General features: G+C 71.3%; 17 protein-coding genes and 3 rRNA genes. 16 read left to right on the top strand and 4 right to left on the bottom strand.

Going from position 1 to position 23,072, the window contains the following annotated elements; all coding sequences use genetic code 11:
* The first annotated feature begins 25 nt into the window (after positions 1-25).
* From pheS to FHX36_RS05525, 3 genes are read left to right on the top strand one after another with little or no spacing between them, the layout of a single operon-like run.
* Entirely contained in the window at positions 26-1,093 is a 1,068-nt protein-coding gene (gene pheS, locus FHX36_RS05535; protein ID WP_183513573.1) for a phenylalanine--tRNA ligase subunit alpha, read from the top strand.
* Complete coding sequence (gene pheT / locus FHX36_RS05530; RefSeq protein WP_183513572.1) at positions 1,093-3,555, top strand: phenylalanine--tRNA ligase subunit beta; 2,463 nt, start codon at positions 1,093-1,095, stop codon at positions 3,553-3,555. Before pheS ends, pheT begins: the two co-directional genes overlap by 1 nt.
* A complete protein-coding gene (locus FHX36_RS05525) occupies positions 3,548-4,354 on the top strand; it encodes an SDR family NAD(P)-dependent oxidoreductase (RefSeq protein ID WP_183513571.1) in 807 nt (268 codons plus the stop codon). Before pheT ends, FHX36_RS05525 begins: the two co-directional genes overlap by 8 nt.
* A gap of 4 nt (positions 4,355-4,358) precedes the next feature.
* On the opposite strand, the gene FHX36_RS05520 is transcribed toward FHX36_RS05525, so the two are convergent.
* The 4 genes from FHX36_RS05520 to FHX36_RS05505 form a co-directional block, all read right to left on the bottom strand.
* Entirely contained in the window at positions 4,359-4,679 is a 321-nt protein-coding gene (locus FHX36_RS05520; RefSeq protein WP_181428784.1) for an STAS domain-containing protein, read from the bottom strand.
* Positions 4,680-4,780: 101 nt separating this feature from the next.
* Positions 4,781-5,182 (bottom strand): VOC family protein, encoded by a 402-nt coding sequence (locus tag FHX36_RS05515; RefSeq protein ID WP_110552546.1) that lies wholly within the window; start codon positions 5,180-5,182, stop codon positions 4,781-4,783.
* Positions 5,183-5,228: 46 nt separating this feature from the next.
* The gene (locus FHX36_RS05510; protein WP_110552545.1) at positions 5,229-6,110 is read right to left on the bottom strand and encodes a diacylglycerol/lipid kinase family protein; all 882 of its coding nucleotides are present in this window, start codon (positions 6,108-6,110) and stop codon (positions 5,229-5,231) included.
* Between the two features lie 64 nt (positions 6,111-6,174).
* Positions 6,175-7,044: an EamA family transporter gene (locus tag FHX36_RS05505; RefSeq protein WP_110552544.1), complete on the bottom strand. Its 870-nt coding sequence runs from the start codon at positions 7,042-7,044 to the stop codon at positions 6,175-6,177.
* Between the two features lie 62 nt (positions 7,045-7,106).
* Here FHX36_RS05505 and FHX36_RS05500 point away from each other — a divergent pair, with 62 nt between their 5' ends.
* From FHX36_RS05500 to rrf, 13 genes are all read left to right on the top strand, one after another.
* Positions 7,107-7,604: an Lrp/AsnC family transcriptional regulator gene (locus FHX36_RS05500; protein WP_220035964.1), complete on the top strand. Its 498-nt coding sequence runs from the start codon at positions 7,107-7,109 to the stop codon at positions 7,602-7,604.
* Positions 7,605-7,658: 54 nt separating this feature from the next.
* Entirely contained in the window at positions 7,659-8,699 is a 1,041-nt protein-coding gene (argC, locus tag FHX36_RS05495) for an N-acetyl-gamma-glutamyl-phosphate reductase (protein ID WP_220035963.1), read from the top strand.
* Entirely contained in the window at positions 8,696-9,847 is a 1,152-nt protein-coding gene (gene argJ / locus FHX36_RS05490) for a bifunctional glutamate N-acetyltransferase/amino-acid acetyltransferase ArgJ (RefSeq protein WP_110552542.1), read from the top strand. The genes argC and argJ overlap by 4 nt, the downstream gene beginning before the upstream one ends.
* Positions 9,844-10,839: an acetylglutamate kinase gene (argB, locus tag FHX36_RS05485; RefSeq protein ID WP_110552541.1), complete on the top strand. Its 996-nt coding sequence runs from the start codon at positions 9,844-9,846 to the stop codon at positions 10,837-10,839. The genes argJ and argB overlap by 4 nt, the downstream gene beginning before the upstream one ends.
* Positions 10,836-12,020, top strand: coding sequence for an acetylornithine transaminase (locus FHX36_RS05480; protein WP_110552540.1), 1,185 nt, complete (start codon positions 10,836-10,838; stop codon positions 12,018-12,020). Before argB ends, FHX36_RS05480 begins: the two co-directional genes overlap by 4 nt.
* Positions 12,017-12,967 carry an ornithine carbamoyltransferase gene (argF, locus tag FHX36_RS05475; RefSeq protein ID WP_110552539.1) on the top strand — a complete coding sequence of 317 codons (951 nt, stop codon included), beginning with the start codon at positions 12,017-12,019 and terminating at the stop codon, positions 12,965-12,967. Before FHX36_RS05480 ends, argF begins: the two co-directional genes overlap by 4 nt.
* A complete protein-coding gene (locus FHX36_RS05470; protein ID WP_110552538.1) occupies positions 12,964-13,509 on the top strand; it encodes an arginine repressor in 546 nt (181 codons plus the stop codon). The genes argF and FHX36_RS05470 overlap by 4 nt, the downstream gene beginning before the upstream one ends.
* The gene (gene argH, locus FHX36_RS05465) at positions 13,506-14,948 is read left to right on the top strand and encodes an argininosuccinate lyase (protein WP_110552537.1); all 1,443 of its coding nucleotides are present in this window, start codon (positions 13,506-13,508) and stop codon (positions 14,946-14,948) included. The genes FHX36_RS05470 and argH overlap by 4 nt, the downstream gene beginning before the upstream one ends.
* Positions 14,949-14,953: 5 nt before the next feature.
* Positions 14,954-15,607 (top strand): DNA-3-methyladenine glycosylase, encoded by a 654-nt coding sequence (locus FHX36_RS05460; protein ID WP_343056573.1) that lies wholly within the window; start codon positions 14,954-14,956, stop codon positions 15,605-15,607.
* Complete coding sequence (gene tyrS / locus FHX36_RS05455; protein ID WP_110550336.1) at positions 15,600-16,898, top strand: tyrosine--tRNA ligase; 1,299 nt, start codon at positions 15,600-15,602, stop codon at positions 16,896-16,898. Before FHX36_RS05460 ends, tyrS begins: the two co-directional genes overlap by 8 nt.
* A gap of 346 nt (positions 16,899-17,244) precedes the next feature.
* Positions 17,245-18,765, top strand: a 16S ribosomal RNA gene (locus FHX36_RS05450).
* A gap of 547 nt (positions 18,766-19,312) precedes the next feature.
* Positions 19,313-22,434: ribosomal RNA gene (locus FHX36_RS05445) — 23S ribosomal RNA — on the top strand.
* A gap of 138 nt (positions 22,435-22,572) precedes the next feature.
* A 5S ribosomal RNA gene (gene rrf, locus FHX36_RS05440) occupies positions 22,573-22,689 on the top strand.
* The 16S, 23S and 5S rRNA genes sit together here, the layout of an rRNA operon.
* Positions 22,690-23,072: the final 383 nt, after the last annotated feature.

The following is a 23,072-nucleotide window of genomic DNA, read 5'->3' as shown; positions in this document are numbered from 1 at the left end:
GGCCCGCCGGGCAGAATGGCCTCCCGTGTCTGGCGCCAACGACCCCTACGACCCCAAGCAGGTCGCCGCGCTGTCCGCGGAGGCCCTCGACGCCGCGGTGAGCGCCGCGACCGAGGCCTTCGCCGGTGCCGCCGACCTGGAGGCGCTGGCCGCCGTCCGGCCGGCCCACCTGGGCGACCGCGCGCCGGTGCTGCTGGCCCGCCGCGAGCTCGGCGCGCTGCCACCGGCCGCCCGCTCCGACGCCGGCAAGCGGGTGAACGCCGCCCGGGTCGCCGTCACCGACGCCTACGCCGCGCGGCTCGCCCAGCTGGAGGCCGAGCGCGACGAGCGGGTGCTGGCCGAGGAGCGGGTCGACGTCACGCTGCCCTGGGACCGCGCCCCGCGCGGCGCCCGGCACCCGCTCACCACGCTGACCGACCGGATCGCCGACGTCTTCGTCGGGATGGGGTACGAGGTCGCCGAGGGCCCCGAGCTCGAGGCCGAGTGGCTGAACTTCGACGCGCTGAACATCAGCACCGACCACCCGGCCCGGTCGATGATGGACACCTTCTTCGTGGCACCTGCGGACTCCGGTCTGGTGCTGCGCACGCACACCAGCCCGGTGCAGGCCCGCACCATGCTCGAGCGCCGGCCGCCGATCTACGTGATCGCCCCCGGCCGGGTCTACCGCACCGACGAGCTCGACGCGACGCACACCCCGGTGTTCCACCAGGTCGAGGGGCTGGCCGTCGACCGCGGGCTCACCATGGCGCACCTGCGCGGCACGCTGGACCACCTGGCCCGGCAGCTGTTCGGCGCCGACGCGGTCACCCGCTGGCGGCCCTCCTACTTCCCGTTCACCGAGCCCTCGGCGGAGTTCGACGTCTGGTTCCCCGAGCACCGCGACGGGCCGCGCTGGGTGGAGTGGGGTGGCTGCGGCATGGTCAACCCCCGGGTGCTGACCGCCTGCGGCATCGACCCGGAGGAGTTCACCGGGTTCGCGTTCGGCTGCGGCATCGAGCGCGCCCTGCAGTTCCGCCACGAGGTCGGCGACATGCGCGACATCGTCGAGGGCGACGTCCGCTTCACCACGGCATTCGGAGTTGAGCAGTAGTGCGCGTCCCCATCGGCTGGCTGGCCGAGCACGTCGACCTGCCCGCGGGCACGACGGTCGAGGACCTCGACACCGCCTTCGTCCGGCTCGGCCTGGAGGTCGAGGAGGTCCACCGCACGCCGGAGACCACCGGCCCGCTGGTCGTCGGCCGGGTGCTGGAGATCGAGGAGCTGACCGGCTTCAAGAAGCCGATCCGGTACTGCCAGGTGGAGGTCGGCGAGGCCGCACCCCGCGGCATCGTCTGCGGTGCCCGCAACTTCGCCGTCGGCGACCTGGTCGTCGTCGCGCTCCCGGGTGCGGTGCTGCCCGGTGGCTTCGCGATCGCGGCCCGGACGACCTACGACCACGTCTCCGACGGGATGATCTGCTCGGTCCGGGAGCTGGGCATCGGCGAGGACCACGCCGGGATCCTGGTGCTGGGGCGGGACGGCTACGAGCCGGGCACCCCGGCCGCCGGCGTCCTCGGGCTGGACGACGTCGTCATCGAGCTGAACGTGACCCCCGACCGGGGCTACTGCCTCGCGATGCGCGGCATCGCCCGGGAGATGGGCACCGGGCTGGCCGTCGACTGGCGCGACCCCGGTGCGGTCACCCCGCCGGCCTGGTCCGGCGAGCCGGCCTGGCAGGTCGAGGTCGCCGACGCCGATCGCTGCGACCGGTTCTCGATGATCGCCCTGGAGGGGCTGGACCCGACCGCGGCGAGCCCCTGGTGGATGCGCCGCCGGCTGGCCCAGTCGGGGATCCGCAGCATCTCGCTGGCCGTCGACGTCACCAACTACGTGATGCTCGAGCTGGGCCAGCCGATGCACGCCTTCGACCGGGACACCGTGCGCGGGCCGATCGTCGTCCGCCGGGCGACGGCGGGGGAGCGGCTCACCACGCTGGACGGCGTCGACCGGGCGCTGGACCCCGACGACGTGCTGATCACCGACGACTCGGGCCCGATCGGCCTCGCCGGGGTGATGGGCGGCGCGTCCACCGAGATCGGCGACGGCACCTCGAACGTGCTGCTGGAGGCGGCCCACTGGGAGCCCACCGGCATCGCCCGCACGGTGCGCCGGCACAAGCTGCCCAGCGAGGCGGCCAAGCGCTTCGAACGCGGCACCGACCCCGAGGTCACCGTGGTGGCGCTGGCCCGGGCGGCCGCGCTGCTCGGCGAGTACGGCGGCGCCCGCGTCGTCGGCGCCCCCGTCGACCCGGACACCCGCGGCCCGCGCCCGGTCATCGCGCTGGACGCCGGCCGGCCGTCCCGCATCTCCGGGGTCGAGTACCCCACCTCGCAGGTCATCGAGTCGCTCACCGCGGTCGGCGCCTCCGTCGACGCCGACGGGGCGATGCTGCAGGTCACCCCGCCGTCCTGGCGGCCCGACCTCACCGACCCGGCCGACCTGGTGGAGGAGGTCGTCCGGCTGGCCGGCTACGACGACATCCCCTCCGTGCTGCCCAGCGTGCCGCCCGGCCGCGGCCTGACCGAGCGGCAGCGCCGCCGGCGCAGCATCGGCCGCGCTCTCGCCGAGGCCGGCTACGTCGAGGCGCCGGCCTACCCGTTCGTCGGCACCGCGGCGCTGGACGCGCTGGGCCTGCCCGCGGACGACGTCCGCCGGCAGGTCGTGGTGGTGCGCAACCCGCTGTCGGAGGAGGAGCCGGCGCTGCGCACCACGCTGCTGCCCGGGCTGCTGGCCACCCTGGCCCGCAACCTCTCCCGCGGCCAGCGCGACGTCGCCGTCTTCGAGCACGGCTCGGTGTTCCCCGGCGACCGCCGCACGCCCGCCCCGGTGCCCGGCGTCGACCGCCGTCCCGACGACGAGACCCTCGCCGCGCTGCTCGGTGCGGTGCCGCCGCAGCCGTGGCACGTCGCCGTCGCGCTGACCGGCAACCGCGAGCCGCGCGGCTGGTGGGGGCCCGGCCGCCCGGTCGACTGGGCCGACGCCGTCCAGGCCGCCCGGGTCGTCGCCGCGACCGCCGGCGTGCAGCTGACCGTGCGCGCTGGCGCCCTGGCGCCCTGGCACCCCGGCCGCTGCGCCGAGCTGCTGGTCGGCGACGTCGTCGTCGGGCACGCCGGCGAGCTGCACCCGCGCGTGGTCGCGGCGCTGGACCTGCCGCCGCGCACCTGCGCGATGGAGCTCGACGTCGACGCGCTGCCCGCCGCCCCGATCCCGGTGGGGCCGCACGTCTCCACCTTCCCGCCGGTGCTGGTCGACCTCGCGCTGGTCGTGCCGGACGACGTCCCGGCGGCCACCGTCGAGTCCGCGCTCCGCGAGGGCGCCGGCGAGCTGCTCGAGGCGCTGCGGCTCTTCGACGTCTACACCGGCGCCCCGGTGCCGGCCGGGTCTCGCTCGCTGGCCTACGCGCTCACCCTGCGCGCGCCCGACCGCACGCTGACCGGCGAGGAGGCCAACGCCGCCCGCGACGCCGCGGTCGCGCTGGCGGTCGAGCGCACCGGGGCGGCCCTCCGTGCCTGACCTGAGCGGCACCGTCGCGCTGGTCACCGGTGCGTCGGCGGGCATCGGCCGGTACCTCGCGCAGGGGCTGGCCGAGCGCGGCGCGACCGTCGCCGGCCTGGCCCGCTCCGCCGACCGGCTGATGGCGGCGATGGACGACGTCGCCGGGGCCACCGGCGCCCGCACGCTGGCGGTCGCGGCCGACGTCACCGACCCCGACGCCGTGCAGACCGCGGTCACCCAGGTGGTCGCCGAGCTGGGTCCGGTGACGCTGCTGGTCAACAACGCCGGGCTGATCGACGCCGCCGAGGTGCCGCTGTGGGAGGCCGACCCGGACCAGTGGTGGCAGGTGGTCGAGAGCCAGGTGCGCGGTCCGTTCCTGGTCTCCCGGGCGGTCGTCCCCGGGATGATCGCCGCCGGGGGCGGCCGGGTGATCGGGCTGGGCAGCGGGCTGGGCACCCGGGGGAGCGACGTCTACAGCGCCTACTCCGCCGGCAAGAGCGCGCAGATGCGGATCACCGAGGGCATCGACCTGGCCGGCGCCGCGCACGGGGTGCGGGCCTTCGACCTGGCGCCCGGGGTGATCGACACCGAGATGACCCGGGCGATGCCGATGCACGCCGGGCGCACAGAGTGGACCCGCCCGGAGGACGTCGTCGCGCTCGCCGTGGCCATCGCCGCCGGTGAGCTGGACCAGTGGTCCGGCCGGTTCCTGCGGGCCGGCGCCGACGACCTGGACACCCTGCGCGCCACCACGCCCACCGGCACCGCCCGGCAGCTGCGGCTGCGGCCCTACGGCGACACCGACCCGATCGGCTGACCGCTCAGCAGACCGCCGCGAACAGCGGTGCGGCGCCGGTGATCTCCAGCATCCGCCGGACGGTGCGGGAGGGCCCGCGGAGCTCGGGCACCCGTCCCGTCCGCCGCGACTGCTCGGTCTCCCGGACCAGCATCCGCAGCGCGCGGCCGTCGAGGAAGGTGGCCGCGGAGAGGTCGACGGCCGCCGCGCCGGAGGTGTCCGACCGAGCGGCATCCCAGGCGTCGACCACCAGGCCGTCGACCTCCCCGCGCAGCCGGAGCACGACCACGCCGTCCTCCACGACCAGGTCGATCCCGTCCGGCAGCTGCTCGACGTCCCTCAGCACGGCGTTCCTCCCTCTGCCCGGCACCGGATGCCGGGACGCCGCCCACTGTGCCGAGGGGGTCTGACAGAACGGCCGCCGTCGGCTGCGGACCTGCTGGGAGCTCAGCCGGCCGACGGGGCCTCGACCACCCAGATCGAGTTCCCGTCGGGGTCGCGCACGGCGAACATCAGCGGCGCTCCCGGTGCCCGCATCGGCTCCGGGTCGACGTCGACGCCCACGTGGGCAGCCAGCCGGGCGTGCTCGGCCAGCACGTCGGTGGACTCGACCCCGATCGCGCCGCCGCCGGGCGTGCCGCCCATCGGGGGGTTGAGTGCCAGCCGCGCCGTCGAGCCGGGCGGCGCGACCTCGAGCCAGCGGGCCTCGCCGTCCGCGCCGAATCGCTCGTCGCCGCGCACCTCGAAGCCGAGGACGCCGGTGTAGAAGTCACGGGCCGCGTCCTGGTCGGAGACGCTGAACATGGCCACGGCCAGCTGGGTCAGGGTGGTGTGCTGGGTCTGCGTCATGTCGGTACGACCGGTGCTCCGGCCCGAACTCATCGGGGGGAGCGGGTCACACGACCGTGGCCAGCGCCCGCGGGGCGATGTCCACCGAGACGAGGGTGCCGGCCGCCAGCTCGACCAGTTCGCCGTCCAGCTGCAACGGCATGGGTGCCAGCGCGGTGAACGCGAAGTGGGTGGCGCTGGGCTGCGGGCCCAGCCCGCGGGTCGCCGCGCGCAGCGCGGTCGCGAGCACCCGCAGCCTGCCGGTGCGCCGCTGGGTGACCACCTCGAACACCCCGTCGTCGGGGCGGCCGCCCTCGCTGAGCCGGGCGTACTTGGCCATCTCGCCGATGTTGGCGAAGACCAGGCTGTCGATGGTGCGGCGCTGCCCGTCCTCCAGCCGGATCGGGAACGGGCGGAAGCGCGCGAAGCCGCGCACCACCGCGACGATCTCCCGCCACGAGCCCTTGCCGCCCTCCTCCAGGTCCACCGCGACCACCGGGGTGAGCCCGACGCCGATGTAGGAGTGCGCGTAGCGGGTCTGCGCCTCGGCGCCGGTGCCGAGGGTGAGCCGGAGCAGGTCGATCCGCCGGACGTCGCCGGCCACGATCGCGTCGGCCAGGTGGTGCTCGCGCGTCGTCCGACGGTGGTCGTTGGCGTTGCCGGCGGCCCGCACCGCGCAGACGGCGTCGTCGTTGCCGGCCTGCACGACGCCGTCGACGACCTCGTTGTAGCCGCCGTCGCCGCTCACCGAGACCAGCAGCGGCCGGCCGGTCGCGGCGACCTCGCGGGCGATCTCCCGGGCGTGGCCGGCGTGCTCGGTGGGGCGCAGCTCCAGCGGCACGTCGGGCAGCCGCCGGGCCAGCTCGGCCCGCAGCTCCTCCGCCGAGGCCGCGGCGTCGCCGGTGCTGTGCGGGTTGAAGACCAGGACGATCCGGTCGAACGGGCTCACGGCGGCGGGCTCCTCGGGGCACGGGTGCGGGTCGGCGTGCCCGGCGCCCGCAGTCTGCCCCGGCTCAGGGCGGGTCGCCGGGCTCCCGGTGCACCGCCACGCCGGCCACCACCAGCGCCACGCCGAGCAGCTCCAGGACGCCGGGCACCTGGGTGAGCACCACGATCCCGATGACGGTGGCCGTCGCCGGCAGCAGCGAGACCAGCAGGGCGTAGGCGCCCCGGGTGAGCCGGGCCATGGCCAGCTGGTCGCAGACGTAGGGCACCACCGAGGAGGCGATGCCCACCCCGATCGCCGCGGCGAGGGCCACCGGGTCGGTGAAGGCGGCCGCCGCGGACCCGACGCCGATCGGCAGGGCCACGACGGTCGCCACCAGCATCGACAGCGCGAGCCCGTCGATCCCGGGCAGCTCGCTCTGCGCGACCCGGTGCCCCAGCACGACGTACCCGGCGAACAGGACGGCGTTGGCGGCGGCGAACGCGAACCCGGCGGGCTCGACGACCAGGTGCACGTCGGTGAGCAGGTACACCCCGGCGACGGCGGCGGCCAGCGCTCCCAGGTTGCGGCCGGTGCGCGCCCCCAGCGCGGCGAGGGCGATCACCGGGAGGAACTCGATCGCCGCCACGGTGCCCAGCGGCAGCCGGTCGATGGCCAGGTAGAAGCAGGCGTTCATCGCGGCGAGCACCGCGCCCCAGGCGAGCAGCAGCTGCCGGGCCGACCGGTCCAGCCGGCCGAGCACCCGCCAGGGACGGCGCCAGAGGGCGAACACCAGCCCGGCGGAGGCGATCCGCAGCCAGGCCACCCCCAGGGCGTCGACCCGGGCGAAGAGCAGCACCGCGAACGCCGGGCCGAGGTAGTGGAAGACGGCGCTGACCGCGAACCAGGCGTGCGGCGGGACCCGGCTGATCGTCGTCGCGCGCGCCGGAGTGGTCATGGGACGAGCCTGCGCGGTGTAGAACGCGGGGGACAGCAGCGATCGAAGGCCGAGGTGCCGCCGTGCCGACGAGACGAGCCCCCCGCATCGCGCTCGACGTTCCCGCGGGAAGGTCGCTGCTGGACGACGTCAACGCCCGGCTGCTGGAGCTGCTCGCCGAGGACCCGCGGCGCACCGCCGCCGAGCTCGCCCGCCGGGTCGGCATGTCCGCCCCGGCCGTGCGGGAACGGGTCACCCGGCTCGAGGAGGCCGGCGTGATCCGCGGCTACCGGCTCGACGTCGACCCGGCGGCGCTGGGCCTGCCCGTCACGGCGTGGGTCCGGGTGCGCCCCGGACCCGGGCAGCTGACCCGCATCGCCGACCTCGCCGCCCGGGTGCCGGAGGTGGCCGAGTGCCACCGCATCTCCGGCGAGGACTGCTTCCTGCTGCGGGTGCACGTGGCCTCGATCGAGGCGCTGGAGGCCGTGCTGGACCGGTTCCTGGTGCACGGCCAGACGACGTCGTCGTTCGTGGTCGCCACCCCCGTGCCGGCCCGGACGCCGGCGCCCGGGCCCGGGTGACACGACCGGGACCAGGCGTGCACGCTCATGCACGACTGTGTATGGTCATGCACCGTGAACAGCGCACAGACGTGGACCGTCGGGGTCACCGGCGCCACCGGCTACGCGGGCGGTGAGGTGTGCCGGCTGCTGGCCGGGCACCCGCAGCTGCAGCTGGCCGGGGTGCACGCCCACTCGAGCGCCGGCCGACGCCTGGGCGAGCTGCAGCCGCACCTGACGCCCTACGCCGACCTCGTGGTCGGGGGCAGCGACGCCGCCGAGCTGGCCGGCTACGACGTCGTCGTGCTGGCCCTGCCGCACGGTGAGTCCGCGGCCATCGCCGCGCAGCTGCCGGCCGACACCCTGGTCATCGACTGCGGCGCCGACCACCGGCTCGACGACCCGGCCGCCTGGGCCCGCTGGTACGGCGGCGAGCACGCCGGCTCCTGGCCCTACGGCCTGCCCGAGCTGCCCGGCCAGCGGGAGAAGCTCAGCGGTGCCCGGCGGATCGCCGTCCCCGGTTGCTACCCGACGTCGGTCACCCTGGCGATGGCCCCCGCGCTCGCCGCCGGGCTGGTGAACCCGGACGTCGTCGTGGTCGCCGCCAGTGGCACCAGCGGGGCCGGCAAGTCGGCCAAGACCCACCTGCTGGGCAGCGAGGTGATGGGCTCGGCCAGCGCGTACGGCGTCGGCGGGGTCCACCGGCACACCCCGGAGATGGTGCAGAACCTGTCCCAGGCCGCCGGCGCCCCGGTGAGCGTGAGCTTCACGCCCACCCTGGTGCCGATGAGCCGGGGGATCCTGGCCACCTGCTCGGCGCCGCTGGCCCCGGGCATCGACGCCGCCGCGGCGCGGGCCGCCTACGAGGAGGCCTACGCCGACGAGCCGTTCGTGCAGCTGCTGCCGGAGGGCCAGTGGCCCACCACCGCCGCGGTGCTCGGCGCCAACACGGTGCAGGTCCAGCTCGCCGTCGACCCGGACGCCGGTCGGCTGGTCGTGGTCGCCGCCGTCGACAACCTGACCAAGGGCACCGCGGGCGGGGCGTTGCAGTGCGCCAACCTGGCCCTCGGCCTGCCGGAGACCACCGGCCTGCCGCTGGTCGGGGTGGCACCGTGAGCGTCACCGCGCCGCAGGGGTTCCGGGCGGCCGGCGTGGCCGCGGGGCTGAAGTCCACCGGCGCCCCGGACGTCGCGCTGGTCGTCAACGACGGGCCGGACGACGCCGCGGCCGCCGTCTTCACCACCAACCGCTTCCCGGCCGCGCCGGTGCTGTGGAGCCGGCAGGTGCTCGGCGGCCACCGGCTCAAGGCGGTCGTGCTGAACTCCGGCGGGGCCAACGCCTGCACCGGGCCGGAGGGCTTCGGCGACACCCACGCCACTGCCGAGCACGTCGCCGACCAGCTGGGCATCGGCGCCATCGACGTGGCGGTGGCCTCCACCGGGCTGATCGGCGTGCGGCTGCCGATGGACCTGCTGCTGGCCGGCGCCACCGCGGCGGCGCAGGCGCTGTCCGCCGACGGCGGTCCGGACGCCGCCCGGGCGATCATGACCACCGACTCGGTGCCCAAGACGACGGTGCAGGCCGGCAGCGGGTGGACCGTGGGCGGGATGGCCAAGGGCGCGGGCATGCTCGCCCCGTCGCTGGCCACCATGCTCGTCGTCCTCACCACCGACGCCGTCGTCCCCGCCGAGGTGCTGGAGCCCGCCCTGCGGGCCGCGACCGGCGCCAGCTTCGAGCGGGTCGACTCCGACGGGTGCCTGTCCACCAACGACACCGTCATCGTGATGGCCAACGGCGCCAGCGGTGTCACGCCCACTGCCGAGGAGTTCACCGCCGTGCTGACGGCGGCGGCCACCGACCTGGCGATGCAGCTGCTCGCCGACGCCGAGGGCTCCACGAAGGACATCGCGATCACCGTCCGCGGCGCCGCCAGCGTCGCCGACGCGCTCACCGCCGGCCGGGCCTGCGCCCGCAACAACCTGCTCAAGACGGCGCTGTTCGGCAACGACCCGAACTGGGGCCGGGTGCTGGCGGCCATCGGCACCACCGACGCCGCGTTCGAGGCCGACCAGGTCGACGTCGCGATCAACGGCGTCACGGTCTGCCGCGGCGGCGCGATCGGCGACCCGCGCGACGGCGTCGACCTCACCGGCCGGGCCATCAGCATCGACGTCGACCTCCGGGCCGGCACCGAGCAGGCCACGATCTGGACCAACGACCTGTCCCTCGCCTACGTGCACGAGAACTCGGCCTACTCGACATGACGAACACCGCGCAGGACCCCACCCCGCCCGACGTCGCCATCGACGAGACCCCGCCGCGCCGCACGATCGGCACGCACCGGGTCATGCGGGTCAACGACCCGGCTGGCGACGCCGCCAAGGTCGCCGTCCTCACCGGCGCGCTGCCCTGGCTGCGCGAGTTCCACGGCAACGTCGTGGTGGTCAAGTACGGCGGGCACGCCATGGTCGACGAGGAGTGCCGCCGCGCCTTCGCCGAGGACATGGTCTTCCTGCGCACCTGCGGCATCTACCCGGTCGTCGTGCACGGCGGCGGCCCGCAGATCAGCGCCATGCTGAACCGGCTGGGCATCACCAGCGAGTTCCGCGGCGGCCTGCGGGTCACCACCGAGGAGACGATCGACGTCGTCCGGATGGTGCTCACCGGCCAGGTGAGCCCCGAGGTGGTCGGGCTGATCAACGAGCACGGCCCGCTGGCGGTCGGCCTGTCCGGGGAGGACGGCGGGCTGTTCACCGCCGAGCGCACGCACGCCGTCGTCGAGGGCGAGCCCGTCGACGTCGGGCTGGTCGGTGACGTCGTCGCCGTCGACCCGACCCCGGTCACCGCGCTCATCGAGGCCGGGCACATCCCGGTCGTCGCCACCGTGGCCCCGGACGCCGAGGGCCAGGTGCACAACGTCAACGCCGACACCGCGGCGGCCGCGCTCGCGGTCGCGCTGGGGGCGGTGAAGCTCGTCGTCCTCACCGACGTCGAGGGGCTCTACGCCAACTGGCCCGACCGCGACTCGCTGGTCGAGCAGATCGACGCCACCGAGCTGGCCGAGATCCTGCCGACCCTGGACGCCGGGATGATCCCGAAGATGGCCGCCTGCCTGCGGGCGGTCGAGGGCGGAGTGAAGCGGGCGACCGTCGTCGACGGCCGGCTGCCGCACGCCCTGCTGCTGGAGATGTTCACCACCGAGGGCACCGGGACGATGGTCGTCCCGGCCGATCAGGAGGAGGGGGCCGCACCATGACGCACACCGAGGAGCTGGCCACCCGCTGGTCGGCCGTGATGATGGGCAACTACCGCACGCCACCGGTCGCGCTGGCGCGCGGCGCCGGCGCCACCGTCTGGGACGTCGACGGCACCGAGTACACCGACCTGCTGGGCGGGATCGCGACCACGATCCTCGGCCACGCGCACCCGGCGGTCGTGCACGCGATCACCGCCCAGGCGCAGCTGCTGGGGCACGTGTCCAACCTGGCGATGCACGAGCCGGGCGTGCTGCTCGCCGAGCGGTTGCTGGAGCTCGCCGGCCGGCCCGGCCGGGTCTTCTTCTGCAACTCCGGCGCCGAGGCCAACGAGGCCGCGTTCAAGATCAGCCGGCTGACCGGCCGGCCCGAGGTGGTCACCGCCGTCGGGTCGTTCCACGGCCGCACGATGGGCGCCCTGGCGCTCACCGGCCAGCCCGGCAAGGCCGCCGCCTTCGCCCCGCTGCCCGGCGGGGTGCGGCACGTGCCCTACGGCGACGCCGACGCCCTGCAGCTGACCGACCGGACGGCGATGGTGCTGCTGGAGCCGATGCTGGGGGAGGGCGGCGTGCTGCCGGCCCCGGCCGGCTACCTGGCCGCCGCCGCGACCGCCGCCCGCGACGCCGGTGCGCTGTTCGCCGTCGACGAGGTGCAGACCGGCACCGGCCGCACCGGGCACTGGTTCGCCCACCAGGCCGACGGGTTGCAGCCCGACGTCGTCACCCTGGCCAAGGCGCTCGGCGGCGGGCTGCCGCTGGGCGCCACCCTGGCCTTCGGCACGGCGGCCGACCTGCTGACGGCCGGGAGCCACGGCTCCACCTTCGGCGGCAACCCGATCGCCGCGGCCGCCGCGCTGGCGGTGCTGGACACCATCCGCGACGAGGGGCTGCTGGAGCGGGCCAAGGAGATCGAGCACCGCTTCACCGCCGGCATCGAGGCGCTCGGCCACCCGGGCGTCAGCGGGGTGCGGGGCCAGGGCGCGCTGCTGGGCGTCGTCCTCACCGCGCCGGTCGCCGCCGCGCTGGAGGCGCAGCTGCGCACCGCCGGCTTCCTCACCAACGGGGTCGCGGCGGACGTCGTCCGGCTCGCCCCCTCGCTGGTGGTCACCGACGCCCAGATCGACGCCTTCGTCGCCGCGCTGCCGGCGGCCCTCGACGCCGCTCTCCAGGAGGCAGACCAGTGACGGTCCGGCACTTCACCAAGGACGACGACCTCAGCCCGGCCGAGCAGGCCGAGGTGCTCGCGCTGGCCGCCCAGCTCAAGGCGAGCCGGCACACCGCGCAGGCGCCCACCCCGCTGCGCGCGCCCAACGGCTCGGCCCGCACGGTCGCGGTGCTGTTCGACAAGCCCTCCACCCGCACCCGGGTGTCCTTCTCCGTGGGCATCGCCGACCTGGGCGGCTCGCCGCTGGTCATCGACACCGGCTCCACCCAGCTCAACCGCGGCGAGCCGGTCGAGGACACCACCCGGGTGCTGGACCGGCAGGTGGCGGCGATCGTCTGGCGCACCTTCGGCCAGGACCGGCTGGACGCGATGGCCGCGGTCAGCCGGGTACCGGTGGTCAACGCGCTCACCGACGCCTACCACCCGTGCCAGATCCTGGCCGATCTGCAGACCGTCGCCGAGCGCAAGGGCACGCTCGCCGGGCTCACCTTCAGCTACCTCGGCGACGGCGCGAACAACATGGCGCACTCCTACCTGCTGGGCGGCGCGCTGGCCGGCATGCACGTGCGGGTCGGGTCGCCGGAGTCCTTCCAGCCCGACCCGGCGGTGCTGGAGCGGGCGGCGGAGATCGCCGCGGAGACCGGGGGCTCGGTGCAGTGGACGGCCGACGCGGCCGCCGCCGCCGACGGCGCGGACGTGCTGGTCACCGACACCTGGGTCTCGATGGGCCAGGAGGACGAGTACGACACCCGCACCGCGCCGTTCCTGCCCTACGCCGTCGACGAGCCGGCGCTGGCCCGGGCCGCGGACGACGCCGTCGTGCTGCACTGCCTGCCGGCCTACCGCGGCAAGGAGATCGCCGCCGAGGTGATCGACGGCCCGAAGAGCGCGGTGTGGGACGAGGCGGAGAACCGGCTGCACGCGCAGAAGGCGCTGCTGCTCTGGCTGCTGGAGCGCTCGGGATGACCACGGCCCTGACCCGCTCTGCCCGGCACGCCCGGATCGCCGAGCTGATCAGCGCCGGGCCGGTGACCTCGCAGACCCAGCTCGCCCGGCTGCTGGCGGAGTCCGGGGTCGACGTCACCCAGGCCACCCTGTCCCGCGACCTGGAGGAGCTCGGCGCCATCAAGCTGCGCGGCTCCGACGGGGCGCCGGCGTCGTACGTGCTGCCGCCGGAGAACGCGCCGCTGCGCCCCGCGCAGTCCGCGCCGGCCCGGCTCACCCGGCTGCTGGCCGACCTGCTCACCTCCGCGGAGGGGAGCGCCAACCTGGCCGTCGTCCGCACGCCGCCGGGGGCCGCCCAGTTCCTCGCCTCCGGGCTGGACAAGGTCGGCCTCCCCGACGTGCTGGGCACGATCGCCGGGGACGACACTCTGATGGTCGTCTCGCGCGACCCGGACGGCGGCCCCGCGCTCGCCGACCGGCTGCGCGCCCTCGCCGAGCGCGCGCGCCCGGCGCACGGGGACGACACCGACCTGCAGGGCGACGTGGAGGAGAGCGCAGAGTGACCGAGGGCAACGCCGGCAGCCAGACCCGACTGTGGGGCGGCCGCTTCGGGGGCGGGCCGTCACCGGCGATGGCCGCGCTGTCCAAGTCCACCAACGTCGACTGGCGGCTGGCGCCCTACGACCTGGCCGGTTCGCGGGCGCACGCCCGCGTGCTGGAGCGGGCCGGGCTGCTCACCGTCGACGAGCTGGCCCGGATGATCGGCGCGCTCACCGAGCTGTCGGCCGAGGTCGCCGACGGCACCTTCGCGCCGATCGAGGCCGACGAGGACGTGCACGAGGCGCTCGAGCGCGGCCTGCTGGACAAGCTGGGCACGCTCGGCGGCAAGCTCCGCGCCGGCCGCAGCCGCAACGACCAGGTGGCCACCGACCTGCGGCTGTACCTGCGGCACAACGTGCGGCGGCTGGTCGGCGAGCTGGCCTCCCTGGAGTACGCGCTGATCGGCCTGGCGCTGCGCTACCGGGACGTCGCCGCACCGGGCATGACCCACCTGCAGCACGCCCAGCCGGTGCTCATCGCCCACCAGCTGCTGGCGCACGCGCACTCGATCTCCCGCGACGTCGACCGGCTGCTGGACTGGGACAAGCGGGCCGCGGTCAGCCCGCTGGGCTCCGGCGCGCTGGCCGGGTCCTCGCTCGCGCTGGACCCCGACGCCGTCGCCGCCGAGCTCGGCTTCGACCGCGCGTCGGACAACAGCATCGACGCGGTCAGCGACCGCGACTTCGCCGCCGAGTTCTGCTTCGTCGCCGCGCTGCTGGGCGTCCACCTCTCCCGGCTGGGCGAGGAGATCGTGCTCTGGACCTCGACCGAGTTCGGCTGGGCCCGGCTGGACGACGCCTGGGCGACCGGGTCGTCGATCATGCCGCAGAAGAAGAACCCGGACATCGCCGAGCTGGCCCGGGGCAAGGCCGGCCGCTTCGTCGGGAACCTGACCGGGCTGCTGACCATGCTCAAGGGCCTGCCGCTGGCCTACGACCGCGACCTGCAGGAGGACAAGGAGCCGGTCTTCGACTCCGTCGAGCAGCTGCTCCTGCTGCTGCCGGCGGTCACCGGCATGGTCGCCACCCTGACGCTCCGCCCCGAGGTGATGGAGGCCGCGGCGCCGCAGGGCTTCGCGCTGGCCACCGACGTCGCGGAGTGGCTGGTCTCCTCCGGCGTCCCGTTCCGGTCCGCCCACGAGATCAGCGGGGAGATGGTCGCCTTCTGCGAGGAGGCCGGTCTCGAGCTCGACGAGCTGGACGACGAGCAGCTGGCCGGCATCGACGAGCGGCTCACCCCCGAGGTGCGCAGCGTGCTGCACGTCGAGGGCGCGCTGGCCGCTCGCAAGGCCCGCGGCGGGACGGCGCCCGAGCGGGTCGCCGAGCAGCTGGGGTCGCTGGCCGAGCTGGCCCGGCAGCACACCGAGTGGGCCTCGTGGTCGCCGGTGGCGGCGGCCCTCTGAGCTCGGTGACCGGCGAGCCCGGTCCGCTGCTGCGGGCCGAGGACCTGCTCGGGCCGGTCGCCGAGGTGGCCGCCCGGCTGCTGGGCTGCTGGGTGGTCACCGACCGGCCCGAGGGGCGGGTCGCGCTGCGGCTGACCGAGGTCGAGGCCTACTCGGGCCAGGGGGAGGACCCGGCGTCGCACGCCCACCGCGGTCCCACCCCGCGGGCGGAGATCATGTTCGGCCCGCCCGGGCTGCTCTACGTCTACTTCAGCTACGGCGTGCACTGGTGCGCCAACGTGGTGGTCGGCCCGGCCGGTCGCGGGTCGGCCGTGCTGATGCGGGCCGGCGAGGTGGTGGTGGGGGAGCCGCTGGCCCGGTCGCGGCGGCCCGCCGCCCGGGTGGCCCGCGACCTGGCCCGCGGGCCGGCCCGGCTCACCCAGGCGCTGGCCATCGGCCCGGACGACCGCGGCGCGGACCTGCTCGACCCGGCGTCCGCCGTGCGGCTGCACCGGGGCCCGGCGCCGGCTGCGGTCTCCGCCGGCCCGCGGGTCGGGATCAGCGTCGCGACCGAGCTGCCCTGGCGATTCTGGGAGACCGGTGCGCCGTCGGTGAGCGTGTTCCGGGCGGGCGGGAAGCCCCGCCGCGGGGCCGCCAGGCAGGATCAACGCCGTGACTGACGTGATCGACGAGCTGCACCGCCGTGGGCTGATCGCCCAGAGCACCGACGAGGAGGCGCTGCGGGCCCACCTCGCCGAGGGGCCGGTGACCTACTACTGCGGCTTCGACCCGACGGCGCAGAGCCTGCACGTCGGCCACCTGATCCAGTTCATGGTGCTCCGGGCGCTGCAGCGGGCCGGTCACCAGCCGATCGTGCTCGTGGGCGGGGCGACCGGGCTGATCGGCGACCCGCGGATGAGCTCCGAGCGGGTGCTCAACGACCCGGCCACGGTGGCGACCTGGGTGGACCGGATCCGCCAGCGGGTGGCCCCCTTCCTGGACCGGCCGGCCGCCGAGGAGGGGCTGCGCGCCCCGGTCTACGTGGACAACCTCGACTGGACCGGGCAGCTGTCCGCGTTGGACTTCCTGCGCGACCTCGGCAAGCACTTCCGGGTCAACCGGATGCTGGCCAAGGAGGCGGTGTCCGCGCGGCTCAACAGCGACGCCGGGATCAGCTACACCGAGTTCAGCTACCAGATCCTGCAGGCCAACGACTTCCTCGAGCTCTTCCGCCGGCACGGCTGCACGCTGCAGAGCGGTGGCTCCGACCAGTGGGGGAACATCACCGCCGGCGTCGACCTGGTCCGCCGCACCGAGGGCGCGGGCACCCACGCGCTGTCCACCCCGCTGATCACCACCGCGGACGGCAAGAAGATCGGCAAGACCGAGGGGGCGACGGTCTGGCTGGACCCGGAGCTGACGAGCCCCTACGCCTTCTTCCAGTACTGGCTCACCATCGACGACGTCGACGCACGGGCCTGGCTGCCGCTGTTCTCCGAGCGGCCGGCCGAGGAGGTCGAGGCGCTGATCGCGGAGTCCCTCGAGCGGCCGGCGTCCCGGGCACCGCAGCGGGCGCTCGCCGAGGAGCTCACCCGGCTGGTGCACGGCGCCGAGGAGCTGGCCCAGGCCGAGGCGGCCGGGCGGGCCCTGTTCGGTCGGGAGGAGCTCTCCACGCTCGGGCCGCGGACGCTCACCGCCGCGCTGGGCGAGGCCGGTGGCACCGAGCTGGCAGCGGGGGAGGAGACCCCCACCGTGGCGGTGCTGCTGCAGCGGACCGGGCTCGTGTCCAGCCTGTCCGAGGCGCGGCGCACGGTGAAGGAGGGCGGCGCCTACCTGAACAACGAGCGGGTCACCGACCCCGAGGCCGTGCCGGCGGAGTCGGACTGGCTGCCCGGTGGGTGGTTGGCGCTCCGCCGGGGCAAGCGCTCGGTCGCCGGCGTGCACCGGCCGGGGGCCGGACCGGCCGCCTGAGCAGGGCCTCGTCGCGTGTGAACGCCAGGTGACGGGGACGTTCCGTCCAGGTGGCGCGCGTCACCGACCCCCGGGTTTGACACGGCTCCGACAGCCACGTAACTTTCTCTCTGCGCCGGGAACGACCGCGAGGCCGGGACCGGGCGCCGAGCAGGACAACACAAGCCGTGGACGAAGGCCTGAGAGGGTCTGGTTCCTCGCGCGTCCGCTCCTTGAGAACTCAACAGCGTGCCGAAAGTCAGTGCCAAGTAACAAATCCCCATTCGGCGTCCTTTGGATGTCGTTGGGTTCCTTTGGTTGATTGAACGAGAGTGCCAACTCTCGGTCTCAGCCTGTGATCAAATCATCTACGGAGAGTTTGATCCTGGCTCAGGACGAACGCTGGCGGCGTGCTTAACACATGCAAGTCGAGCGAGGCCCTCCTTCGGGGGGTGCCCTAGCGGCGAACGGGTGAGTAACACGTGGGCAACCTGCCCTCAGCTCTGGGATAACTCCAAGAAATTGGTGCTAATACCGGATGTGACCGCTGACCGCATGGTCTGGTGGTGGAAAGATTCATCGGCTGAGGATGGGCCCGCGGCCTATCAGCTTGTTGGTGGGGTCACGGCCCACCAAGGCGACGACGGGTAGCCGGCCTGAGAGGGTGACCGGCCACACTGGGACTGAGACACGGCCCAGACTCCTACGGGAGGCAGCAGTGGGGAATATTGCGCAATGGGCGAAAGCCTGACGCAGCGACGCCGCGTGAGGGATGACGGCCTTCGGGTTGTAAACCTCTTTCAGTAGGGACGAAGCGAAAGTGACGGTACCTACAGAAGAAGCACCGGCCAACTACGTGCCAGCAGCCGCGGTAATACGTAGGGTGCAAGCGTTGTCCGGAATTATTGGGCGTAAAGAGCTCGTAGGCGGTCTGTCACGTCGGCTGTGAAAACCCGAGGCTCAACCTCGGGCCTGCAGTCGATACGGGCAAACTAGAGTACTGCAGGGGAGACTGGAATTCCTGGTGTAGCGGTGAAATGCGCAGATATCAGGAGGAACACCGGTGGCGAAGGCGGGTCTCTGGGCAGTAACTGACGCTGAGGAGCGAAAGCGTGGGGAGCGAACAGGATTAGATACCCTGGTAGTCCACGCCGTAAACGTTGGGCGCTAGGTGTGGGGGCCATTCCACGGTCTCCGTGCCGCAGCTAACGCATTAAGCGCCCCGCCTGGGGAGTACGGCCGCAAGGCTAAAACTCAAAGGAATTGACGGGGGCCCGCACAAGCGGCGGAGCATGTTGCTTAATTCGATGCAACGCGAAGAACCTTACCTAGGCTTGACATGCACGGAAATCTGTCAGAGATGGCAGGTCCTTTATCGGGTCGTGCACAGGTGGTGCATGGTTGTCGTCAGCTCGTGTCGTGAGATGTTGGGTTAAGTCCCGCAACGAGCGCAACCCTCGTCCTATGTTGCCAGCACGTTATGGTGGGGACTCATAGGAGACTGCCGGGGTCAACTCGGAGGAAGGTGGGGATGACGTCAAATCATCATGCCCCTTATGTCTAGGGCTGCAAACATGCTACAATGGCCGGTACAAAGGGCTGCGATACCGCGAGGTGGAGCGAATCCCAAAAAGCCGGTCTCAGTTCGGATTGGGGTCTGCAACTCGACCCCATGAAGTTGGAGTCGCTAGTAATCGCAGATCAGCAACGCTGCGGTGAATACGTTCCCGGGCCTTGTACACACCGCCCGTCACGTCACGAAAGTCGGTAACGCCCGAAGCCGGTGGCCCAACCCTTGTGGAGGGAGCCGTCGAAGGCGGGATCGGCGATTGGGACGAAGTCGTAACAAGGTAGCCGTACCGGAAGGTGCGGCTGGATCACCTCCTTTCTAAGGAGCACTGGCCGGCCATTGCACGGGGTTCCTCGTGGTGGTTGGTCCAGAGCCGTGCACGGACCGTGATGCTCGCCCAATTTCGGGTGGGTGCGGGTGTTCGTGACGGAGCTCGAGGGTGGAACGCTGACCAGTTCGGCTGGTGACCTGGTGTCGCTGCTAGTACGGCCTGCCCTTCTGGGGTGGGTGTGGAACGCGGTGGTGGTGGGGGGCTGGTCGTAGGCACGCTGTTGGGTCCTGAGGGAACGGGCCGCCTCCGCTGCTTGCGTGGTGGGAGTGGGTGTTTCTTCTCGGAGGGCTTCATGCTCGTCGTACCGCCCGGTGTGCCTGGAAGGGTTGTCATCGGGGTCTGGCGGTGGGGGATGTGGAGTGACTTTCCGTACTTTGAGAACTGCACAGTGGACGCGAGCATCTAGCAAGTTTGTAGGTATGTATCTGGATATCTGCGCTGATCCATGAACGTCTCCGGGTCCGGTCATCTGGCTCTCCTTGTGGGGGTGGTGGTTGGGCTCGTTGTGTTGTGGGTGGGCGTGGGTGTTTGTGTGGTCAAGTTGTTAAGGGCACACGGTGGATGCCTGGGCACCAGGAGCCGATGAAGGACGTAGGAGGCTGCGATAAGCCTCGGGGAGCTGTCAACCGAGCGTTGATCCGAGGATTTCCGAATGGGGGAACCCCGCACCAGTCATGTGGTGTGACCCGCGCCTGAACACATAGGGCGTGTGGAGGGAACGTGGGGAAGTGAAACATCTCAGTACCCACAGGAAGAGAAAACAACCGTGATTCCGTGAGTAGTGGCGAGCGAAAGCGGATGAGGCTAAACCGATCGCATGTCAAGCCGGCAGGCGTTGTGTGGTCGGGGTCGTGGGACGATTCAGTGCCTTCTGCCGAGGGTGCAGGGAGTCAGAAAGTCTTGTGTTAGTGGAAGGCCTCTGGAAGGGGTCGCCGTAGAGGGTGAGAGCCCCGTACACGAAAACACAAGGCCTCCCGAGTTGTATCCCAAGTAGCACCGAGCCCGTGAAATTCGGTGTGAATCTGGCGGGACCACCCGCTAAGCCTAAATACTCCCTGGTGACCGATAGCGGACAAGTACCGTGAGGGAAAGGTGAAAAGTACCCCGGGAGGGGAGTGAAATAGTACCTGAAACCGTGTGCCTACAAGCCGTGAGAGCCTTATGCGCACTTGTGCGTGGGGGTGATTGCGTGCCTTTTGAAGAATGAGCCTGCGAGTTAGCGGTACGTGGCGAGGTTAACCCGTGTGGGGTAGCCGTAGCGAAAGCGAGTCCGAACAGGGCGGCACAGTCGCGTGCTCTAGACCCGAAGCCGAGTGATCTACCCATGGCCAGGTTGAAGCGCGGGTAAGACCGCGTGGAGGACCGAACCCACTTCAGTTGAAAATGGAGGGGATGAGCTGTGGGTAGGGGTGAAAGGCCAATCAAACTCGGTGATAGCTGGTTCTCCCCGAAATGCATTTAGGTGCAGCGTCACGCGTTTCTTGCCGGAGGTAGAGCACTGGATGGCCTAGGGGGCCCACAAGCTTACTGAAGTCAACCAAACTCCGAATGCCGGTAAGTGAGAGCGTGGCAGTGAGACTGCGGGCGATAAGGTTCGTAGTCGAGAGGGAAACAGCCCAGATCATCAGCTAAGGCCCCTAAGCGTGTGCTAAGTGGAAAAGGATGTGGGATCGCAGTGACAACCAGGAGGTTGGCTTAGAAGCAGCCACCCTTGAAAGAGTGCGTAATAGCTCACTGGTCAAGTGGTTCCGCGCCGACAATGTAGCGGGGCTCAAGCACACCGCCGAAGCTGTGGCATTCACATGAACCCGTCGTCGCCTTCGGGTGGCGGCCAGGTGTGTGGATGGGTAGGGGAGCGTCGTGTGGCGATTGAAGCGGCGGAGTGATCCAGCCGTGGACGCCACACGAGTGAGAATGCAGGCATGAGTAGCGAAAGGGGAGTGAGAAACTCCCCCGCCGGATGACCAAGGGTTCCTGGGCCAGGCTAATCCGCCCAGGGTGAGTCGGGACCTAAGGCGAGGCCGACAGGCGTAGTCGATGGACAACGGGTTGATATTCCCGTACCCGCGAAAGAACGCCCATGCTGAACCCAGCGATACTAACCGCCCAAAGCCGGTGACTGACCTTCGGGTCTGATCCGGGGGAGCGCGGGACCTGGACTGGTAGTAGGCAAGCGATGGGGTGACGCAGGAAGGTAGTCCTACCGGTGAGTGGTAGTACCGGTGCAAGGGTGTGGCCCGTCCGATAGGTAAATCCGTCGGACACGAGGGTGAGGCCTGACGCATAGCCGAATGAGGCGAATTGGATGATCCTATGCTGCCGAGAAAAGCCTCTAGCGAGTTCTTAGCGGCCCGTACCCCAAACCAACTCAGGTGGTCAGGTAGAGAATACCAAGGCGATCGAGCGAACTGTGGTTAAGGAACTCGGCAAAATGCCCCCGTAACTTCGGGAGAAGGGGGGCCATTCACTGTCATCACCCTTGCGGTGGGCAGCGGTGGGTGGCCGCAGAGACCAGTGAGAAGCGACTGTTTACTAAAAACACAGGTCCGTGCGAAGTCGAAAGACGATGTATACGGACTGACGCCTGCCCGGTGCTGGAACGTTAAGGGGACGGGTTAGCTCTTCGGGGCGAAGCTCAGAACTCAAGCGCCAGTAAACGGCGGTGGTAACTATAACCATCCTAAGGTAGCGAAATTCCTTGTCGGGTAAGTTCCGACCTGCACGAATGGCGTAACGACTTCTCAGCTGTCTCAACCACAGGCTCGGCGAAATTGCACTACGAGTAAAGATGCTCGTTACGCGCGGCAGGACGGAAAGACCCCGGGACCTTCACTATAGCTTGATATTGGTGTTCGGTTCGGCTTGTGTAGGATAGGTGGGAGACTGTGAAGCGGGCACGCCAGTGTTCGTGGAGTCATCGTTGAAATACCACTCTGGTCGAATTGGATGTCTAACCTCGGTCCGTGATCCGGATCAGGGACAGTGTCAGGTGGGTAGTTTAACTGGGGCGGTTGCCTCCCAAAATGTAACGGAGGCGCCCAAAGGTTCCCTCAGCCTGGTTGGCAATCAGGTGTCGAGTGCAAGTGCACAAGGGAGCTTGACTGCGAGACCGACGGGTCGAGCAGGAGCGAAAGCTGGGACTAGTGACCCGGCACCGGCATGTGGAAGCGGTGTCGCTCAACGGATAAAAGGTACCCCGGGGATAACAGGCTGATCTTCCCCAAGAGTCCATATCGACGGGATGGTTTGGCACCTCGATGTCGGCTCGTCGCATCCTGGGGCTGGAGTAGGTCCCAAGGGTTGGGCTGTTCGCCCATTAAAGCGGTACGCGAGCTGGGTTTAGAACGTCGTGAGACAGTTCGGTCCCTATCCGCCGCGCGCGTAAGAGACTTGAGAAGAGCTGTCCCTAGTACGAGAGGACCGGGACGGACGAACCTCTGGTGTGCCAGTTGTTCCGCCAGGAGCACTGCTGGTTGGCTACGTTCGGCAGGGATAACCGCTGAAAGCATCTAAGCGGGAAGCTCGCTTCAAGATGAGGTCTCTCACCGGGTCAACCGGGTAAGGCCCCCGCCCAGACCAGCGGGTTGATAGGCCGGAGGTGGAAGCGCAGCAATGCGTGGAGCTGACCGGTACTAATAGGCCGAGGGCTTGACCACACATCATCCAGCTATGTGTTTGTCTCGCGTCCACTGTGTGGTTCTGAACGTACGGAACCCACCCCCCTGATTCACCACCAGAGCTTTGTGTTCTGGTCGCGTGGGTCGGGTGTGGGGTGGGGGACAAGTTCACAGTGTTACGGCGGTCATGGCGAAAGGGAAACGCCCGGTCTCATTCCGAACCCGGAAGCTAAGCCTTTCAGCGCCGATGGTACTGCCCGGGGGACTGGGTGGGAGAGTAGGACGCCGCCGGACATAACTCAACGAAACGGGGGTCGGAGCATCGCGCTCCGGCTCCCGTTTCGTGCGTTTGTCCGCTTTCGTCGACCGACCGTGCCGTGCTGCTCCGCAGCTCGGCAGGGTGGATGCGATGCCGTTCAGGTGCCCCCACCGGGCGTGCGCCGTTCACCAGTGAGGTACCAACAGATCATGACTTCTCCTCGACGTGGGCCGGGTGGCTCAGCCGGAGGCCGCGGCAGCGGCGGCGGTCCCCGTGGCACGAGCGGCGGCGGTTCCCGCCAGGGTGCCGGCGGCCGTCCGCAGCGCCCGGCCGGCCACCGCGGATCCCGCCCGGTGGAGGGGAACGAGGGCGCACCCTCCCGTGGCGGGTCGTCACGTGACGATGCTTACCGCGCCCG

The organism is Modestobacter versicolor (genome assembly GCF_014195485.1).
In the GTDB taxonomy this organism is placed as follows: Bacteria; Actinomycetota; Actinomycetes; order Mycobacteriales; family Geodermatophilaceae; genus Modestobacter; species Modestobacter versicolor.
The sequence above is the reverse complement of the archived record's forward strand: the minus strand, read 5'-3'. Positions and strand labels throughout refer to the sequence as shown.

Excerpts from the sequence above, each read along its gene's own strand:
- FHX36_RS05470 (WP_110552538.1), top strand. The coding sequence starts at position 12,964 with ATGACCACGGCCCTGACCCGCTCTGCCCGGCACGCCCGGATCGCCGAG.
- FHX36_RS05515 (WP_110552546.1), bottom strand. The coding sequence starts at position 5,182 with ATGACGCAGACCCAGCACACCACCCTGACCCAGCTGGCCGTGGCCATG.
- argB (WP_110552541.1), top strand. The coding sequence starts at position 9,844 with ATGACGAACACCGCGCAGGACCCCACCCCGCCCGACGTCGCCATCGAC.
- FHX36_RS05480 (WP_110552540.1), top strand. The coding sequence starts at position 10,836 with ATGACGCACACCGAGGAGCTGGCCACCCGCTGGTCGGCCGTGATGATG.
- FHX36_RS05505 (WP_110552544.1), bottom strand. The coding sequence starts at position 7,044 with ATGACCACTCCGGCGCGCGCGACGACGATCAGCCGGGTCCCGCCGCAC.